Genomic DNA, 16,340 nt, shown 5'->3' with positions numbered 1-16,340 from the left:
GGAGAAGGTGGCCCGGAGGGCCGGATGAGGGCCGGCCGGTGGGCCGGTTCGCACCGCCGAACCCTCACCCTTTCGCGCCAGAACGATCGCTTCGCTCTCGTGCGCTCAAGCCCTCTCCCGGCGGGAGAGGGGCCTTATGAGTCAGTCTTCCGCCTTCGCCTTGGCCTTCTTCGCCGGCGCCTTCTTGGCGGCGGGCTTCTTCGCAGCCGCAGCCTTCTTCGACGCAGCCGTTTTCTTCGCCGGCGCCTTCTTCTTCGGCGCCGCGCCGGCCTTGGCGGCGAGCAGGGGCAGGGCGGCTTCCAAGGTCAGGTCTTCGGGCACCGTGCCTTTCGGCAGGGTGGCGTTGATCTTGCCCGATTTGACATAGGGGCCGAAGCGGCCGGCCATGACGTGGATCGGCTCGCCCGTCTCCGGGTGTGCGCCCAGGTCCTTCAGCGGGGCCGCAGCCGCCCCGCGGCCGGGACGACCGGCGCGCTTCTCGGCCAGCAGGGCGACGGCGCGGTTCAGACCGACCTCGAACACCTCGTCGATGTCCGAGACATTGGCGTAGGTGCCGGCGTGCAGGACGAAGGGACCGTAACGGCCCAGGCCCGCCGTGATCATCTTGCCGTCCTCGGGGTGAACCCCGACCTCGCGCGGCAGGGCCAGCAATCGCAGAGCCTGGTCCAGCGTCAGGGACGCGGGCGACCAGCCCTTGGGCAGGGACGAGCGTTTTGGCTTCTCGCCGTCCGGCGGCGCGATTTCGACATAGGGGCCGAAGCGGCCGATCTTCAGCTGCACGGGGTGTCCGGTCGCCGGATCGACCCCCAGTTCGCGATCGCCGCTCTCGGCCGACCCGTCCTCGGCCGAAGGACTGGCGACGGGACGGGTGTATTTGCAGTCAGGATAGCGCGAGCAGCCGATGAAGGCGCCGAACCGGCTGGTCTTCAGGCTCAGTTGGCCCTGGTGGCACAGGGGGCATTCGCGCGGGTCGGACCCGTCGCCCTTGTCGGGGAAGATATGGGCGCCCAGGCTCTCGTTCAGGGCGTCCAGAATGGCCGTGGTGCGCAGCTCGCCCGCGGCTTGGGTCGCGGCGTGGAAGTCCTGCCAGAACTCGCGCAGCAGCACCTTCCAGTTCAGATCGCCGGCCGAAACCTCGTCAAGCCGGGTCTCAAGCGCGGCGGTGAAGTCGTACTCGACCCATTTGCTGAAGAACTGCTCCAGGAAGGCCGTGACCAGCCGCCCCTTGTCCTCAGGATAGAAGCGGTTCTTGTCCACCCGCACATATTCCCTGTCGCGCAGGGTCGACAGGGTCGAGGCGTAGGTCGAGGGGCGGCCGATGCCCAGTTCTTCCAGCTTCTTGACCAGGGTGGCTTCCGAATAGCGCGGGGGCGGTTCGGTGAAATGCTGATCGGTGCGGATGGCGTCGACCTTGGCCTTGGCGCCCTCCTTCAGGGCCGGCAGGCGGCTGGTGTCGTCTTCGCCCTCGTCGCCTTCCGCGCCCTTCTGCTTCTCGTCGCGGCCTTCCTCATAGACGGCCAGGAAGCCGTCGAAGGTCACCACCTGGCCGGTGGCGCGCAGGCCGGTCAGCCCGTCGGAGGTCTCGATCTCGACCGTGGTGCGGTCCAGACGCGCGGCCTCCATCTGCGAGGCGACCATCCGCTTCCAGATCAGCTCATAGAGGCGCTGAAGATCGGACTCGAGGCGCAGGCTGTCGGGATGGCGGGCGATGTTGGTTGGCCGGATCGCTTCGTGCGCTTCCTGAGCATTCTTCGCCTTCACCTTGTAATGGCGAGGTTCGGCCGGGACATAGGCGGGGCCGTACTCCTTGCCGATCACCTCGCGCGCCTGGGCCAGACCCTCGGGGCTGACGGACACGCCGTCGGTCCGCATATAGGTGATCAGGCCGCCGGTCTCGTCCACGCCCTCATACAGTTTCTGCGCCGCCTGCATGGTGCGCTGGGCGGTGAAGCCCAGCTTGCGCGCGGCCTCCTGCTGCAGGGTGGAGGTGGTGAAGGGCGGCGCCGGGTTGCGACGGACCGGCTTCTTCTCGACCGAATTGATGGTGAAGTCCCCGGCCTGGATGGCGGCGCGGGCGGCCGAGGCGGTGGCCTCGTCCTTGATGTCCAGACGCTGCACCCGCTTGCCGGCGTGCTTGACCAGGCGGGCGGTGAAGGGCGGGCTGTCGGCGTTCAGGTCCGCCTCGATGGACCAGTATTCCTGAGGCTTGAACTTCTCGATCTCCATCTCGCGATCGACGACGATGCGCAGCGCCACCGACTGCACCCGCCCGGCCGAGCGCGCGCCCGGCAGCTTGCGCCACAGGACTGGCGAGAGGGTGAAGCCGACGAGGTAGTCGAGCGCGCGGCGGGCCAGATAGGCCTCGACCAGCTCCATATCGAGCTGGCGCGGATTGGCCATGGCCTCCAGCACGGCGGACTTGGTGATGGCGTTGAAGGTGACGCGTTCGACCTGGGTGTCTTTCAGCGCCTTCTTCTTGTTCAGCACCTCCAGCACGTGCCAGCTGATGGCCTCCCCTTCGCGGTCGGGGTCGGTCGCCAGGATGACGCGGTCGGCGCGCTTGGCGGCCTCGGCGATTTCGGACAGGCGTTTGGCGCCCTTGGCGTCGGCCTCCCAGTGCATGGAGAAGTCGTCGTCGGGCAGGACCGATCCGTCCTTGGACGGCAGGTCGCGGACGTGGCCGTAGGACGCCAGAACCTCGTAGCCGGAGCCGAGGTATTTATTGATGGTCTTGGCCTTTGCGGGGCTCTCGACGATGACGAGGTTCATGCGTGTTCGGTCTCGGGAAGGGGCGCGAACGTGGTTGGAGCGGAGCCATGTGTCAATGCACCGGCCCCCGGACGCCCGTGAACTTGCGGATTATCGGGTGACTATCACGGATCGAAGACGAATCCGGAAGAGACTTCACTATATCGACGCCAGACCGCCCGGCAGCAGCTCGGCTCGGCCGGCCAGGCTCAGCTCCAGCAGGGCGGCGGCGACCTGGCCCATGGGGGCGTTCAGGGCGCGAGCGATCTCGTCGCGCGGCGTCGGGGTGGGCGAGAGCAGGGCGGCGACCCGGTCCAGGAAGGCGTCGTCCACCTCGCCATAATCCATCGGCTCCGACGGCGGCGCGCGCAGGGTGCGCAAGGTGTTGAAGGCGCGCTCGATGTCCTCGATCCCCTCGCAGAGGATGGCGCCCTGGCGCAGCAGTTCGTTCGGCCCCTTGGCGCGCGGGTCCAGCGGCGAGCCCGGCACGGCGAAGACGTCGCGCCCCTGTTCGGCCGCCAGTCGGGCCGTGATCAGCGAGCCGGACTTGATCTCCGCCTCCACCACCACGACGCCGCGCGACAGGCCCGAGATGATGCGGTTGCGGCGGGGGAAGTCCCGCGCCTGGGCCCGCGCGCCGACGGGGCTTTCCGACACGACGCAGCCCTGGTCGATCAGCCGCGCGTAAAGATCCGCGTGTTCGGGCGGATAGACGTCGTCCACCCCGCCGCCCAGGACCGCGACGGTCCCCGTCGCCAGGGCGCCTTCGTGGGCGGCGGCGTCGATGCCGCGCGCCATGCCCGAGACGACGACATGCCCCGCCTGACCCAGTTGCAGCGCCAGGCCGCGCGCGATCCTCTGCCCGCCCGCCGAGGCGATGCGGGCGCCGACGATGGCGATGCTGGGCGTGTTCAACAGATCGACCCGACCCCGCGCCCACAGAATCGGCGGCGGCGGGTCCAGGTTCGCCAACATCTCAGGATAGTCAGGATCGCCCAGCACCAGCAGGCGCGCGCCGATCCGCTCGCCGTCAGCCAGTTCGCGCTCAATGCCTGCGACGGGCGGCGGAATGGAGGCCGCGCCGGACTTGCGGACCAGGTCGGGCAGGACCTCCAGCACGCGGACAGCTGACCCATAACGGCCCAGCAACTGGGAAAAGGCGGCGGGACCGATGCGGTCGGTGCGGGCGAGCCGCAGCCGGGCGAACCGTTCGTCCGCCGCCGGGGTCACGCCTTCTTGGCCCCGATGCGCGGCTCCTCGCCCTTCAGCAGCCGGGCGATGTTCTCGTGGTGGCGGATCCAGATCAGCACGGCGGCGAAGACGGTCAGGGCCAGGATCGGCATGTCCACCGGCAGGCCGACGGCGGCCAGCGGCAACAGGGCCAGAAGGGGCGCAGTCGCCGAGGAGATCAGGGCCGCCAGCGACGAATAGCGGAAGGCGAAGGCGCTGATCAGCCAGACGGCGCCGGCCATCAGGCCCAGGGGCCAGGCGGCGGCCAGCAGCAGGCCATAGAAGGTCGCCACCCCCTTGCCGCCCTTGAACTTCAGCCAGACGGGAAACAGGTGGCCCAGGAAGGCCGCGCCGCCGGCGATGGCGCCCGCAGCCTGGCTGTCGAACAGGGCGCGGGCGATCAACAGGGCGACGGCCCCCTTGCCGGCGTCCAGCAGCAAGGTGGCCAGGGCCAGGTCCTTGCGCCCGGTGCGCAGCACATTGGTCGCGCCGATATTGCCGGAGCCGATGTTGCGCACGTCGCCGGCGCCGGCGGCGCGGGTGATCACCACGCCGAACGGGATCGAGCCGAGCAGATATCCGCCCAGCGCGACCAGCGCCAAGGTCCCGACCGCGGGCCCCACCAGATCCTGCACTTTGATTCTCTCCCCGGGAAATGCAGCGGCAAAATGCGTCGGCGCGCCTTACGGAGCAAGGGCGATCCGGCCTCTTGACCCGATGAATGACGCAGGGTCAGGTCCGCCCGCCTTTCCGGAGACTCTCATGAGCCGATATTCCACCGCCGTCGCCGTCTCGATCCTGCTGATGTCGGCTTCGGCCTGCGTCGGCGCTCCGACCGGCGGGGAGGGGGCCGTGTCCCGCCCGGCCATGGCCGCCTATTTCGACTGTGTCCGCGACGGCGGGGTGGCCATTTCCGCCCACCGGGCGGTCTCGGCCCCGGACCAGCCTGAGAACTCCATCGCCGCCATCGAGGCGACCGGGCGAGCCATTCCCGGCGCCGTCCTCGAACTGGACGCGGTCCTGACCAGGGACGGCCATCTGGTGCTGATGCACGACGAGACGATGGACCGGACCACGACCGGCCGGGGTCGCGTCGCCGACCTGACCCTGGCCCAGGTCAAGGCCGCCCGGCTGAAGGCCTCGAACGGCGCCTTGACCGAGGCCGCGCCCCCGACCCTGGCCGAGGCCCTGAACGCCGCCGGCCGCGTCGGCGCCATCGCCAGCCTGGACCTGAAGCCGGCAGACGGCGCGACCACCGTCGATCTGGCGAAAACCATCATTGCCGAGGTGCGGCGCTCGGGTGCGCAGAACCGGGTCATCCTGATCACCTATAATGACGCCGACGCCCGCGCCGTCGCGGCCTTGGCGCCGGAGATGATGATCTCGGCCGGTCTGGACGGCGTGGAGGATCTGGACGGTCTGAACCCGGCTCAGATCCTGGCCTGGACCGGCACGCGCGAGGAGCGGCCCGGCCTGTGGTCGGCCCTGCGTCAGGCGGGGGTCGAGGTCCAGTTCGGCACCCTGGGGGCGGAGGGCCGCCGCCGCGATGACCGCTACGCCGCCGACGGCGACGTCTCCGAATACCGCGACCTGTTCCGCCAGGGCGTGACCGTCATCGCCACCGACACGCCCCTGGCGGTCCAGTCGGTGCTGGGCGCGGAAGTCGCCAAGGCCGCCGCCTGCCGCCGCCCGCGCTGACGCGACGATTTGCGCTCGATCAAGGAGCGGACGAACGGGCTAGGGCAGGGGAAGATCAGGAGTTCAGCATGCGCGATGATCTGATGTTCGACGTGGCCGTGGTCGGGGCCGGACCGGCGGGCCTGGCCTTCACCCGGTCGCTGGCCGGGGCGGGGCTGACGATCGCTCTGATCGAGGGACAGGACGAGGCGGCCTTGCGCGATCCGGCCTTCGACGGACGCGAGATCGCCCTGACCCACAACTCGATCCGCCTGTTGAAGTCTCTCGGCGCCTGGGACCGGGTTCCGGCGGAAGAGATTTCGGATTTGCGCGAGGCGCGGGTGCTGGACGGCGGCTCGCCCTTCGCCCTGACCTTCGACGCTGGCGGCGCCGACCGGCTGGGCGTCCTGATCCCCAACCACCTGATCCGCCGCGCCCTGTTTGAAGTCGTGGAAGGCCAGTCGGGCGTGACCCTGATGGCTGGGCGGCGGGTGTCGAGCTGTGCTGTCCAGGGCGCCGCCCCGCGCGGCCGGGTCGTGCTGGACGACGGCGCGACGCTCCGGGCGAAGCTGATCGTGGCGGCCGACTCGCGCTTCTCCGGCGTGCGCGACCAACTGGGCGTCGGGGTCGAGATGAACCGGCTGGGCCGGTCGATGATGGTCTGCCGGATGCGTCACGATCAGGCGCACGGCCATGTCGCCACCGAATGGTTCGACCACCGCCAGACCGTCGCCCTGCTGCCCGTCGCCGACGCCCAGGAACGGGTCTCCTCCGTCGTCCTGACTCTGGCCGCCCCGGCCATCGCCGACCTGATGCGCCTGTCGCCTGAGGCCTTTGCGGTCGAGATGGAGCGGCGGCTGAAGGGCCGGCTGACCGGGCTGGAATTGGTCAGCGAACGTTGCGCCTATCCCCTGGCCACCACCTGGAGCCGCCGGTTCGCGGGCGAGGGTTTCGCCCTGATCGGCGACGCCGCCGTGGGCATGCACCCGGTCACCGCCCACGGCTTCAACCTGGGTCTGCGCGGACAGGACGTCTTGGCCAAGGTGTTGAAGTCGGCGCGGGGCGGGGACATCGGCGCGGAACGCCTGCTGGCCCGCTATGAACGCGACCACCGCCTCGCCAGCTGGCCCCTGTACCAGGGCACCAACGCCCTGGTCCGCTTGTTCACCCAGGAAACGCCGCCGGCCCGTCTGGCGCGCGCCGCCGCCCTGCGCGCCGGCCAGGCCACGGCGCCGTTCAAACGGGTGGTGAAGCGAATGCTGACGGCGTGAACACCGTCATCCTCGGGCTTGACCCGAGGATCGGAAGGTCCGCCGTTGATGCGACGAAGGTTTAATCGGTCCAGAACCGCGTCCGATCCTCGGGTCAAGCCCGAGGATGACGAAAGTAGCGAAGCGGGCTTCAGAAAACCTTACGGCCGCCCACCCAGGTCCCGATCACCTGGCCCTGCAGTCTGCGTCCGTCGAACGGCGAGTTCTTCGACTTCGAGCGCAGCGTATCCGCATCGACGATCACCGGCGCCCCTGGGTCGAACAGCACCAGGTCGGCGGGCGCGCCTTCGGCCAGCACCCCGGCGTCGAGGCCCAGCAGCGCCGCCGGTCCCTGGGTCAGGGGCCGCAGCACGTCCAGCAGGTCCAGACCGTCCTCGTGGTGCAGTGTCAGGGCGGCGGGCAGCAGGGTCTCCAGGCCCACGGCGCCGGGCGCGGCCTCGGCGAAGGGGCGGCGCTTGTCCTCGGCCGGGGCCGGGGCGTGGGCCGAGGTGATCACGTCGATCAGCCCCTCGCGCACCGCCTCGATCAGGGCTTGGCGATCGGCCTCGGACCGCAGCGGCGGGTCCAGCCGGTAGAAGGTGCGATAGTCGCCGATGTCCACCTCGTTGAAGCACAGGTGGTTGATCGAGACGCTGACCGCGACCTCCAGCCCCTTGGCCCGCGCCCGCGCCAGGGTCTCCAGCGCCCCCTCGGTCGAGATCTGATCCACCAGGAACCGGGCGCCCGTCTGTTCGACCAGGGCCAGGTCGCGCTCCAGCCCGATCCGCTCGGCGATGGCCGGGCTGCCGGACAGGCCCAGGCGCGTGGCCAGTTCGCCCGAGGCCGCGACAGACCCTTCCGTCAGCCAGGGGTCGGACGGACGACAGGCGATCAGGGCGTTGAAGGCGGCGGCGTAGCTCATCACCCGCTGCAGGGTGCGGCTGTTGACGATGACCTTGTCGCCGTCGGTGAAATACAGGGCGCCGGCCTCGTCCATCAGGCCGATCTCGGCCATCCGCTGGCCGTCCAGGGCCTTGGTCGCGGCGCCGGCGGCGCGAACATTGACCAGGTTCAGGGCTGCGCCGCGACGCTGGATGAAGTCGACCATGGCCGGGTCGTCGACGGCGGGATCGGTGTCGGGCTGGACCACGATGGTCGTCACGCCCCCGGCCGCGGCGGCCAGGCTGGCGGACTTCAGCGTCTCTTTCGGTTCAGCGCCGGGTTCGCCGGTCTTGACCCGAATGTCGATCAGGCCGGGCGACAGGCAAAGGCCATCGGCGTCGATCACCTGATCGGCGTCGATCTGAGCCGCACCGTGAACGACGCGCACGATGCGGCCATTCTCGATCAGGACGCCGCCGGGGCCGTCATAGTCGCTGGCGGGGTCCAGCAGCCGGGCGTTGAGGATGGCGAGGGTGGTCATCACTTGTCCCCCCAGCGGGCCGACAGGGAGGCCAGCACGGCCATGCGGGCGGCGACGCCCATCTCGACCTGATCCTGGATCAGGGAGACGTCCAGGTCGTCGGCCACGTCGGAATCGATCTCGACCCCCCGGTTCATCGGCCCGGGGTGCATGACCCGGGCGCCCGGCTTGGCCCAGGCCAGCTTCTCGCGGTCCAGACCCCAGAAGCGGAAATATTCGCGGGTCGAGGGCACCAGGGCGCCGGCCATCCGCTCCAACTGAAGCCGCAGCATCATGACCACGTCGCAGCCGGCCAGCCCCTCGCGCATGTCGTGGAAGACCTCGCAACCCCAACGGTCGGCGTCGCCCGGCACCAGGGTCGGCGGCCCGATCAGGCGCACCCGCGCCCCCATCATCTGCAACAGGGCGACGTTCGAGCGCGCCACCCGGCTGTGGGTGATGTCGCCGCAGATGGCGACCGTCAGGCTGGTCACGTCGCCGAAGGCGCGGCGCATCGACAGCAGGTCCAGCAGGGCTTGGGTCGGGTGCTCATGGCGGCCGTCCCCGGCGTTGACGACGGCGCAGCCGACCTTCTGGCTCAGCAGCTCCGCCGCGCCCGAGGCCGAATGGCGGATCACCAGAATGTCCGGCTTCATCGCATTCAGCGTCACCGCCGTATCGATCAGGGTCTCGCCCTTCTTCACCGAGGAGGAGGCCACTGGCATGGTGACGACGTCTGCGCCCAGCCGCTTGGCGGCGATCTCGAACGAGGAGCTGGTGCGGGTCGAGTTCTCGAAGAACAGGTTCACGACCGTGCGCCCGTGCAGCAGATCCAGGGCCTTGGACGACTGGCGATTGAAGTCGACGAAGGCGTCGCCCAGGTCCAGCAGCTGCGGGGTGACGAAGGGGTTCAGATCCGAGGCGGCCAGGAAATGGGCCTTGGGGAACGGAATCAGCCGCTCTCGAATGGTCTGGTCGGTGACGTCGTGGGGCTGGGTCATCGAGACGCGCCTATAGGCGGGAGTCGCCGCAAACGCCAGACCGGGGGCCGGCCGGGCTGCGGATCAAACGAAGTGAAACAGGGCCAGAAGGACCGGAATCACCACCGCGCTGCCGACGGTGGTCGAGGCGATGATCCCCGCGATCAGGGGCGCGTCCCCGCCCATCTGCCGCGCCAGCATATAGGAGGCGGCCGATCCCGGCGCCGCCCCGCAGATCAGGGCCACCCCCTGGGTCAGGCTGTCGCCGCCCAGGGCCCAGGCGATCAGCCACATCAGGGGCGGCATGACCCCCAGCTTGACCAGGGTCACGGCGGCGATGGTCCCCTGGCGGCGCCTGACCTCGGCGAAGGACAGACCGGCTCCGGCGACGATCAGACCCAGGGGCAGGGCGGCCGCGCCCAGCAGGTCCATCGCATCCGACAGGCCGGGGATCAGCGGGACCCGCAGCAGGTTCAGCCCCAGACCGATCAGACAGGCCAGCAGGATCGGATTGGCGATCATCGACTTCGCCAGACCCCGCACCGAGGGCTCGCGCTTCAGCGCTCCCCATTTGGCCAGAACCGCCACACAGGTGATATTGGTCACCGGAATGATGAAGGCGATGGCCACCGCCGCCATGGCCGTCCCGGTCGAGCCATAGACCGACTGGATCACCGGCACGAAGACGAAACTGTTCCAGCGGATCACCCCCTGGAACACGCTGGTGTAGGCCGGCCCGTCCAGCGGGATCAGGGGCTTGGCCGCATAGGTGGCCGCCGCCACGATCAGGGTCGCCCCGACCGCCGCCGCCCCCGCCACCGTCGCCCCGCCGCCGGCCAGGTCCGCGTGCCAGATCGCCGGGATCAGGAAGCTGGGGTAGAAGATATTGATCGACAGCTTCTCGATCGGCCGCCAGGCCTCATCGGGCAGGAAGCCGGACTTTCGCAGCCCATAGCCCAGGGCGATCATCAGAAAGACCGGCAGGACGCCGGCGATAAGCCCGGTCAAATCCAGCTCGCCTGATCCCGCACCCGGTCCAGCGCCCCCTGCAGAATCCAGGCGGCGGCGGTGCGGTCCACGACCTCGGCCCGGCGCTTGCGGTTCAGGTCCAGATCTTCGATCAGGAACCGCTCGACCGCGCTGGTGGACAGCCGCTCGTCCCAGAAGGCGACGTTGATGGGCCGCAGCCGCTCCAGATTGCGGGCGAAGGCGCGGCACGACTGGGCGCGCGGCCCTTCAGTCCCGTCCATATTGACCGGCAGGCCGATCACCAGGGCCGAGACCTTGCGATGCGCCATCAGCTTGAACAGATGTTCGGCTTCATGCGTGAACTTGGATTTGCGGATCAGCTCCAGCGGCGAGGCGATCATGCGAGTGGCGTCCGACACCGCCACCCCGATCGTCTTCTCGCCCAGATCCAGCCCCATCCACGGGGTGTCGGGCGGGCAGGCGGCGGGCAGGTCGAGGAGGTCGAGAACAGGCACGGCCTGCGGTTAGGACTGGCGCGGGCTTAAGTCAAAGGCGATGGTTCGAGAAATCTCGGGCGGGGAGGGCGTAATGCGTACGATTTCACGGGTGGTTGCGTTTGTCGTCCTGGCGACTGTAGCGGGCCCTGTTTCGGCTTTTCCCCCGGCGACTTCGGTGAAGTTGAGGCCCGTTGAGGCCGGAGTGCTGACACCCCAAGAGAAAAGCGCGGGCCTCCTTTTCGGCTCGCCCGGCGTTCGCCTGTACGGCAAGTCCCAACGCAGGAACGGACGGGCTGCGATGCTCTACATCGGCGTCCCCGGTCGCGATGGTGAGCGGCTGTTCCGGCTTGAACACGTGGTGAACTGGAGCGGCAGCCGCATGCCGGTTGGCTGCATTGCGAGGCAGCCTGGAGATACAGAACGGATCATGTCCGTTACGCTCGACCTCGATGTGGTCATCCCCGGCCCGAGCGGCGTACAGGAGGTCGTCCTGATGCAGTATAGTCTCACTTGGCCGGAACAGCACCCGCATCTCCTTTCGGCCGAGGTAACGGGGCGAGCTAACCCCATCGTTTGGCGTGCGCCGCGTGCAGAGCCGCTGCCTGACTGCTTGCGCTGAACAGCGCGGCGACCAGCCGACAAAGTTTATTGGCCGCCCACGCTGTACTGCGTCTGCACAAGCGTTTGAGGCTGATTTCACGCCCGCCAACCCATCGCTCTTTCCGGCCGGGTTATAGTGTCAGGTAGTAAACGCGGGAGGGCGCGATGCAGTGAGTTTTGGCGGTTTGGCGGTTTGTCACCCTGTTTTTACGACACGGGATGCGACCCATATCCGGCCAGTGGCGCGCCAGCGGGGCGATGTTCTTGTGAATCCGCGCCTGTGCCGCTAATCCCGCCCCCTAGACCCCTTTACCGACGTGCATTGGAGGGCCGCATGGCCATCGACGCTGCGACGGTGCGCAAGGTCGCGCATCTCGCCCGCATCAAGACCCCCGAGGATCGGCTGGAGCCGCTGGCCCAGGAGCTGAACGGCATCCTGCAGTGGATCGAGCAGCTGAACGAGGTCGATGTCGACGGCGTCGAGCCCATGACCTCGAACGTCGCCCAGCCCCTGCGCCTGCGCGAGGACGTGGTCACCGACGGCGGCAAGATCGACGCCGTCCTGTCCAACGCCCCGAAGTCGGCCGACGGCTTCTTCGTCGTGCCCAAGGTGGTCGAATAATCATGAGCGACCTGACCAAATTGACCCTGAAGGCCGCCGTCGACGGCCTGAAGGCCAAGGATTTCTCCTCGGCCGAAATCACCCAGGCCTTTCTGACCGCCATCGAGGCCGCCAATCCGACGCTGAACGCCTATGTCGAGGTGACGGCGGACAAGGCCATGGACATGGCCCGCGCGTCCGACGCCCGCATCGCCGCCGGCGAGGGCGGGGTGCTGGAAGGCGCGCCGCTGGGCATCAAGGACCTGTTCTGCACCGAGGGCGTCCAGACCACGGCCGGGTCCAACATGCTGCGCGGCTTCGTCCCGCCGTATGAATCGACCGTCACCGCCAATCTGTGGCGCGACGGGGCGGTCATGCTGGGCAAGCTGAACATGGACGAATTCGCCATGGGTTCGTCCAACGAGACCTCGGCCTTCGGTCCGGTCAAGAACCCGTGGAAATCGACCGGCTCCAACGCCGATCTGACGCCGGGCGGGTCTTCCGGCGGGTCGGCCTCGGCCGTCGCCGCCGACCTGTGCCTGGCCGCCACCGCCTCCGACACCGGCGGTTCGATCCGCCAGCCTGCGGCCTTCACCGGCACGGTCGGGATCAAGCCCACCTATGGCCGCGCCAGCCGCTTCGGCATGGTGGCCTTCGCCTCATCGCTGGATCAGGCCGGCCCGATCACCAAGACGGTCGAGGATGCGGCCCTGCTGCTGCAGTCCATGTGCTCGTTCGACGCCAAGGACTCCACCAGCCTGGACGTCCCGACGCCCGACTGGAGCGCTTCGGTCGGCCAGTCGGTCAAGGGCCTGCGCATCGGCGTGCCGCGCGAATATGTCGTGGACGGCATGCCCGCCGAAATCCAGGCCCTGTGGGATCAGGGCGTGGCTTGGCTGAAGGACGCCGGCTGCGAGATCGTGGACATCAGCCTGCCGCACACGAAGTACGCCCTGCCGACCTATTATATCGTGGCGCCGGCCGAGGCCTCGTCCAACCTGGCCCGTTATGACGGCATGCGGTTCGGGCACCGGGCGGATGACTTCAAGTCCCTGGACGACCTCTACGCCGCCTCGCGCGCCGAGGGCTTCGGCAAGGAGGTCCAGCGTCGCCTGACCATCGGCGCCTATGTGCTGTCGGCCGGCTTCTACGACGCCTACTACGTCAAGGCGCTGAAGGTCCGTCGCCGCATAGCCGAGGACTTCGACAATGTCTGGGGCCGGGTGGACGCCATCCTGACCCCCTCGACCCCGTCGGCCGCCTTCGCCCTGGGGGACAAGCAGATCGATCCCCTGACCATGTATCTGAACGACGTCTTCACGGTCACGACCAACCTGGCCGGCCTGCCCGGCATTTCGGTCCCCGCCGGCGTCGATTCCAACGGCCTCCCGCTCGGCCTCCAGGTCATCGGCAAGGCCCTGGACGAGGCCACGGTCTTCCAGGTCGGCGCGGCGCTGGAACGGGCGGCGGGCTTCACGGCCAAGCCGGGCAAGTGGTGGTGAACTGATCTTCCCCTCTCCCGGAGGGAGAGGGAGGGACCCGCTCAACGCAGTTGAGTGGGAGGGTGAGGGACCGACCTCACCCGTCTCGCATGATCGCGGACCGCATCGGTGATCTGATGCGGCTCCCCCAGGGCCTGAGCATTGGTAAACCTTATGACGACCCACCCCAGCGCTTCGATGTCCAGCTGGCGATAATGGTCGTTCAGCACTACCTCGTCCCGCTCATGGACCGGGCCATCCAGTTCGATGACCAGCCTCAACGCCTCGCAGGCGAAGTCCGCATAGTAGCGATCAATCGGATGCTGCCGACGGAACTTGAACCCGTCGCACCGCCCGCCGCGCAACAGAGACCAGGTGCGTCGTTCCGCCAGACCGGACGTCTGTCTCAGCGTCCGCGCCCGATCTGTTCGCTCTTGTCTCGTCATGGTTGCGGCCCTATCCCCCGGAGGGAGAAGGCGGCCGAAAGGCTTAGGTGAGGGAAGACCATGCTATTGACGGCCGACGTCTTTCCCTCACCCTCCCACGCCTGCGGCGCGGGCCCCTCCCTCTCCCTCCGGGAGAGGGGAAGATCAAGCCGCCGGCAGCGCCTTCAGGTCGGCGTCAATGGCCGCGATCTTCTCGTCGGTGATGGCTCCCTGGGAGCAGGGGGCGACCTGGCGCAGGGTCATGCCCTTGAACTGGCCGTAGGCGGGATGCTTGTCCATGCCGGGCAGGTGCTTCTCCAGCACGGCCTTGGTCGCCGGATCGTTCACCAGAGCCTCGATCGGGCTGTCGATGGTCGGATGGGCGTGATGCTCGGCATGAGCCTGGTCTTGGGCCGGGGCCGGAGCCGGGGCGGTCTGGGCCGAGGCGGCGCCGACCAGCAGCAGGGGGGCCGCAGCGGCGGCGATCAGGGTCTTGGACATGGGATTCTCCATTGAGGCGACCGAAGTTGAGCGCGATTTCGCGACGCCCTCAAGACAGCCTCTTTCTCGCCGCCGCCGACGGCGCTAGGACGACCCCATGACCGACACTGTTCCGAACCCGAAAACCATCAAGGGCCGCACCGGCGATTGGGAAATCGTCATGGGGCTGGAGATCCACGCCCAGGTGGCCTCCAAGGCCAAACTCTTCTCCGGCGCCGCCGTCGGCTTCGGCGCGGGGCCGAACGAACAGGTCTCGCTGGTGGACGCCGGCTTCCCCGGCATGCTGCCGACCCTGAACAAGCACTGCGTCGAACAGGCGGTGAAGACCGGTCTGGGCCTGCGTGCGCAGATCAACAAGCGCAGCCAGTTCGACCGCAAGAACTACTTCTACCCCGATCTGCCGACCGGCTATCAGATCAGCCAGCTGTATTACCCCATCGTCGGCGAAGGCGTGGTCGAGGTGGAGGCCGAGGACGGCAGCTTCTTCAACGTCGGCATCGAGCGGCTGCACCTGGAGCAGGATGCGGGCAAGCTGATCCACGACCTGTCGCCGACCGAGAGCTATGTCGACCTGAACCGGGCCGGCACGGCCCTGATGGAGATCGTCTCGCGCCCCGACCTGCGCACGCCGGAAGAGGCGGTCGCCTACGTCAAGAAGATCCGGACCATCCTGGTCTATCTGGGCACCTGCGACGGCGACATGGAGAAGGGCAACCTCCGCGCCGACGTGAACGTCTCGGTCTGCCGCGCCGGCAACTATGAGAAGTTCAAGGCCACGGGCGACTTCAGCTTCCTGGGCACGCGCTGCGAGATCAAGAACGTCAACTCGTTCCGCTTCATCTCCCAGGCGATCCAGTACGAGGCGCGCCGCCAGATCGAGATCCTCGAGGACGGCGGTTCGATCATTCAGGAAACCCGCCTGTTCGATCCAGTGAAGGGCGAGACGCGTTCGATGCGCTCCAAGGAAGAGGCGCAGGACTACCGCTACTTCCCCGACCCCGACCTGCTGCCGCTGGACCTGGAAGAGGCCTGGATCGCCGAGATCAAGGCGTCTCTGCCCGAACTGCCGGACGACAAGCGCAAACGTCTGATGAGCCAGTACGGCCTGTCCCAGTACGACGCCATCGTGCTGATCTCGGAACAGGCCAAGGCCAACTATTTCGAAGCCGCCGCGAAGGGGCGCGACGCCAAGCTGGTCGCCAACTGGGTGACGAACGAGGTGTCGGCGCGTCTGGCCGCCGACGGCAAGGACTTCAGCGAGAACCCGCTGCCGGCCGCCCATGTGGCCCAGCTGGTCGAACTGATCGAGACCAACGTCATCTCCTCCAAGATCGCCAAGGAGGTGTTCGACCACGTCTGGAACGGCGAAGGCTCGCCGGCCGAGGTGGTGGAGAAGCACGGCCTGAAGCAGGTGACCGACACCGGCGCAATCGAGAAGGCGATCGACGAGATCATCGCCGCCAATCCGGACAAGGCCGCCGCCGTCGCCGAGAAGCCACAGGCTCTCGGCTGGTTCGTCGGCCAGGTCATGAAGGCCACCGGCGGCAAGGCCAATCCGGCCGCCGTCAACGACATCCTGAAGGCCAAGCTGGGGCTTTGACCTCCGGCCCCGCCCTCGTCTGACGAAACCTCTGAAAAAGGCCCGGAGATCGCTCTCCGGGCCTTCTTCATTCGGACGGCGTCTTCAGGCCCGTGTCGGATCAATAGACGTTCGAAAGGACGCTGGCGATCAGACCCGTCGCGACGGCGACCAGCAGAATGTCGCTGCCGGCATGGACGTAGCGATAGCCGTGCGGCGCCGGACGCAGGCCGTAGAAATAGGGGTCGCGGACATAGTAGGTTCGATACTGGGGCGGCAGATAGGCGCCGGTCCGCCACCGATAGTGACGTGACCCCCTGAAACTCCTCCAGGAATAGCTAGAGTCCGCCCCTCGAAAGGACGGACAGAATGAAGCGATCACGGTTCACGGAAGAGCAAA

General features: G+C 68.1%; 16 protein-coding genes. 6 read left to right on the top strand and 10 right to left on the bottom strand.

Annotated features, from left to right (window positions below):
* Nucleotides 1–141: 141 nt before the first annotated feature.
* From topA to plsY, 3 genes are all read right to left on the bottom strand, one after another.
* The gene (topA, locus tag GGQ93_RS00080) at nucleotides 142–2,769 is read right to left on the bottom strand and encodes a type I DNA topoisomerase (RefSeq protein ID WP_183214733.1); all 2,628 of its coding nucleotides are present in this window, start codon (nucleotides 2,767–2,769) and stop codon (nucleotides 142–144) included.
* 138 nt (nucleotides 2,770–2,907) lie between these two features.
* Nucleotides 2,908–3,978 (bottom strand): DNA-processing protein DprA, encoded by a 1,071-nt coding sequence (gene dprA / locus GGQ93_RS00075; protein WP_183214732.1) that lies wholly within the window; start codon nucleotides 3,976–3,978, stop codon nucleotides 2,908–2,910.
* Nucleotides 3,975–4,613 (bottom strand): glycerol-3-phosphate 1-O-acyltransferase PlsY, encoded by a 639-nt coding sequence (gene plsY / locus GGQ93_RS00070; RefSeq protein WP_152950601.1) that lies wholly within the window; start codon nucleotides 4,611–4,613, stop codon nucleotides 3,975–3,977. The genes dprA and plsY overlap by 4 nt, the downstream gene beginning before the upstream one ends.
* Before the next feature lie 127 nt (nucleotides 4,614–4,740).
* Between plsY and GGQ93_RS00065 the strand changes: the two genes are divergently transcribed.
* Both GGQ93_RS00065 and ubiM read left to right on the top strand, forming a co-directional pair.
* A complete protein-coding gene (locus GGQ93_RS00065) occupies nucleotides 4,741–5,676 on the top strand; it encodes a glycerophosphodiester phosphodiesterase family protein (protein WP_183214731.1) in 936 nt (311 codons plus the stop codon).
* Between the two features lie 68 nt (nucleotides 5,677–5,744).
* Nucleotides 5,745–6,926 (top strand): 5-demethoxyubiquinol-8 5-hydroxylase UbiM, encoded by a 1,182-nt coding sequence (gene ubiM / locus GGQ93_RS00060; protein WP_183214729.1) that lies wholly within the window; start codon nucleotides 5,745–5,747, stop codon nucleotides 6,924–6,926.
* A 130-nt stretch (nucleotides 6,927–7,056) separates the two neighbouring features.
* Here ubiM and pyrC read toward each other — a convergent pair whose 3' ends face one another.
* The 4 genes from pyrC to ruvX all read right to left on the bottom strand — a co-directional run bounded on the left by pyrC (nucleotide 7,057) and on the right by ruvX (nucleotide 10,771).
* A complete protein-coding gene (pyrC, locus tag GGQ93_RS00055) occupies nucleotides 7,057–8,328 on the bottom strand; it encodes a dihydroorotase (protein WP_183214728.1) in 1,272 nt (423 codons plus the stop codon).
* Nucleotides 8,328–9,308, bottom strand: coding sequence for an aspartate carbamoyltransferase catalytic subunit (locus GGQ93_RS00050; RefSeq protein ID WP_183214727.1), 981 nt, complete (start codon nucleotides 9,306–9,308; stop codon nucleotides 8,328–8,330). The genes pyrC and GGQ93_RS00050 overlap by 1 nt, the downstream gene beginning before the upstream one ends.
* A 63-nt stretch (nucleotides 9,309–9,371) precedes the next feature.
* Nucleotides 9,372–10,295 (bottom strand): AEC family transporter, encoded by a 924-nt coding sequence (locus GGQ93_RS00045; protein WP_183214726.1) that lies wholly within the window; start codon nucleotides 10,293–10,295, stop codon nucleotides 9,372–9,374.
* Complete coding sequence (gene ruvX, locus GGQ93_RS00040; RefSeq protein ID WP_183214725.1) at nucleotides 10,292–10,771, bottom strand: Holliday junction resolvase RuvX; 480 nt, start codon at nucleotides 10,769–10,771, stop codon at nucleotides 10,292–10,294. Before ruvX ends, GGQ93_RS00045 begins: the two co-directional genes overlap by 4 nt.
* A 73-nt stretch (nucleotides 10,772–10,844) precedes the next feature.
* Here ruvX and GGQ93_RS00035 point away from each other — a divergent pair, with 73 nt between their 5' ends.
* From GGQ93_RS00035 to gatA, 3 genes are all read left to right on the top strand, one after another.
* Nucleotides 10,845–11,372: a hypothetical protein gene (locus tag GGQ93_RS00035; protein WP_183214724.1), complete on the top strand. Its 528-nt coding sequence runs from the start codon at nucleotides 10,845–10,847 to the stop codon at nucleotides 11,370–11,372.
* Nucleotides 11,373–11,687: 315 nt separating this feature from the next.
* Nucleotides 11,688–11,975 carry an Asp-tRNA(Asn)/Glu-tRNA(Gln) amidotransferase subunit GatC gene (gene gatC / locus GGQ93_RS00030; protein ID WP_008261275.1) on the top strand — a complete coding sequence of 96 codons (288 nt, stop codon included), beginning with the start codon at nucleotides 11,688–11,690 and terminating at the stop codon, nucleotides 11,973–11,975.
* Between the two features lie 2 nt (nucleotides 11,976–11,977).
* Nucleotides 11,978–13,456 carry an Asp-tRNA(Asn)/Glu-tRNA(Gln) amidotransferase subunit GatA gene (gene gatA, locus GGQ93_RS00025; protein WP_183214723.1) on the top strand — a complete coding sequence of 493 codons (1,479 nt, stop codon included), beginning with the start codon at nucleotides 11,978–11,980 and terminating at the stop codon, nucleotides 13,454–13,456.
* Between the two features lie 41 nt (nucleotides 13,457–13,497).
* On the opposite strand, the gene GGQ93_RS00020 is transcribed toward gatA, so the two are convergent.
* A complete protein-coding gene (locus tag GGQ93_RS00020; protein ID WP_183214721.1) occupies nucleotides 13,498–13,881 on the bottom strand; it encodes an endonuclease domain-containing protein in 384 nt (127 codons plus the stop codon).
* Nucleotides 13,882–14,025: 144 nt separating this feature from the next.
* The gene (locus GGQ93_RS00015) at nucleotides 14,026–14,361 is read right to left on the bottom strand and encodes a hypothetical protein (protein ID WP_224764295.1); all 336 of its coding nucleotides are present in this window, start codon (nucleotides 14,359–14,361) and stop codon (nucleotides 14,026–14,028) included.
* Nucleotides 14,362–14,458: 97 nt separating this feature from the next.
* Between GGQ93_RS00015 and gatB the strand changes: the two genes are divergently transcribed.
* The gene (gene gatB, locus GGQ93_RS00010; protein WP_183214719.1) at nucleotides 14,459–15,961 is read left to right on the top strand and encodes an Asp-tRNA(Asn)/Glu-tRNA(Gln) amidotransferase subunit GatB; all 1,503 of its coding nucleotides are present in this window, start codon (nucleotides 14,459–14,461) and stop codon (nucleotides 15,959–15,961) included.
* A 100-nt stretch (nucleotides 15,962–16,061) separates the two neighbouring features.
* Here the strand turns inward: gatB and GGQ93_RS16365 are convergent, their stop codons facing one another.
* Complete coding sequence (locus GGQ93_RS16365; RefSeq protein ID WP_224764294.1) at nucleotides 16,062–16,322, bottom strand: RcnB family protein; 261 nt, start codon at nucleotides 16,320–16,322, stop codon at nucleotides 16,062–16,064.
* Between the last annotated feature and the right edge of the window lie 18 nt (nucleotides 16,323–16,340).

The organism is Brevundimonas aurantiaca, from assembly GCF_014199955.1.
Classification (GTDB): Bacteria; Pseudomonadota; Alphaproteobacteria; order Caulobacterales; family Caulobacteraceae; genus Brevundimonas; species Brevundimonas aurantiaca.
Note: the sequence above shows the minus strand (reverse complement) of the source record. Positions and strands in the feature narration are given on the sequence as shown.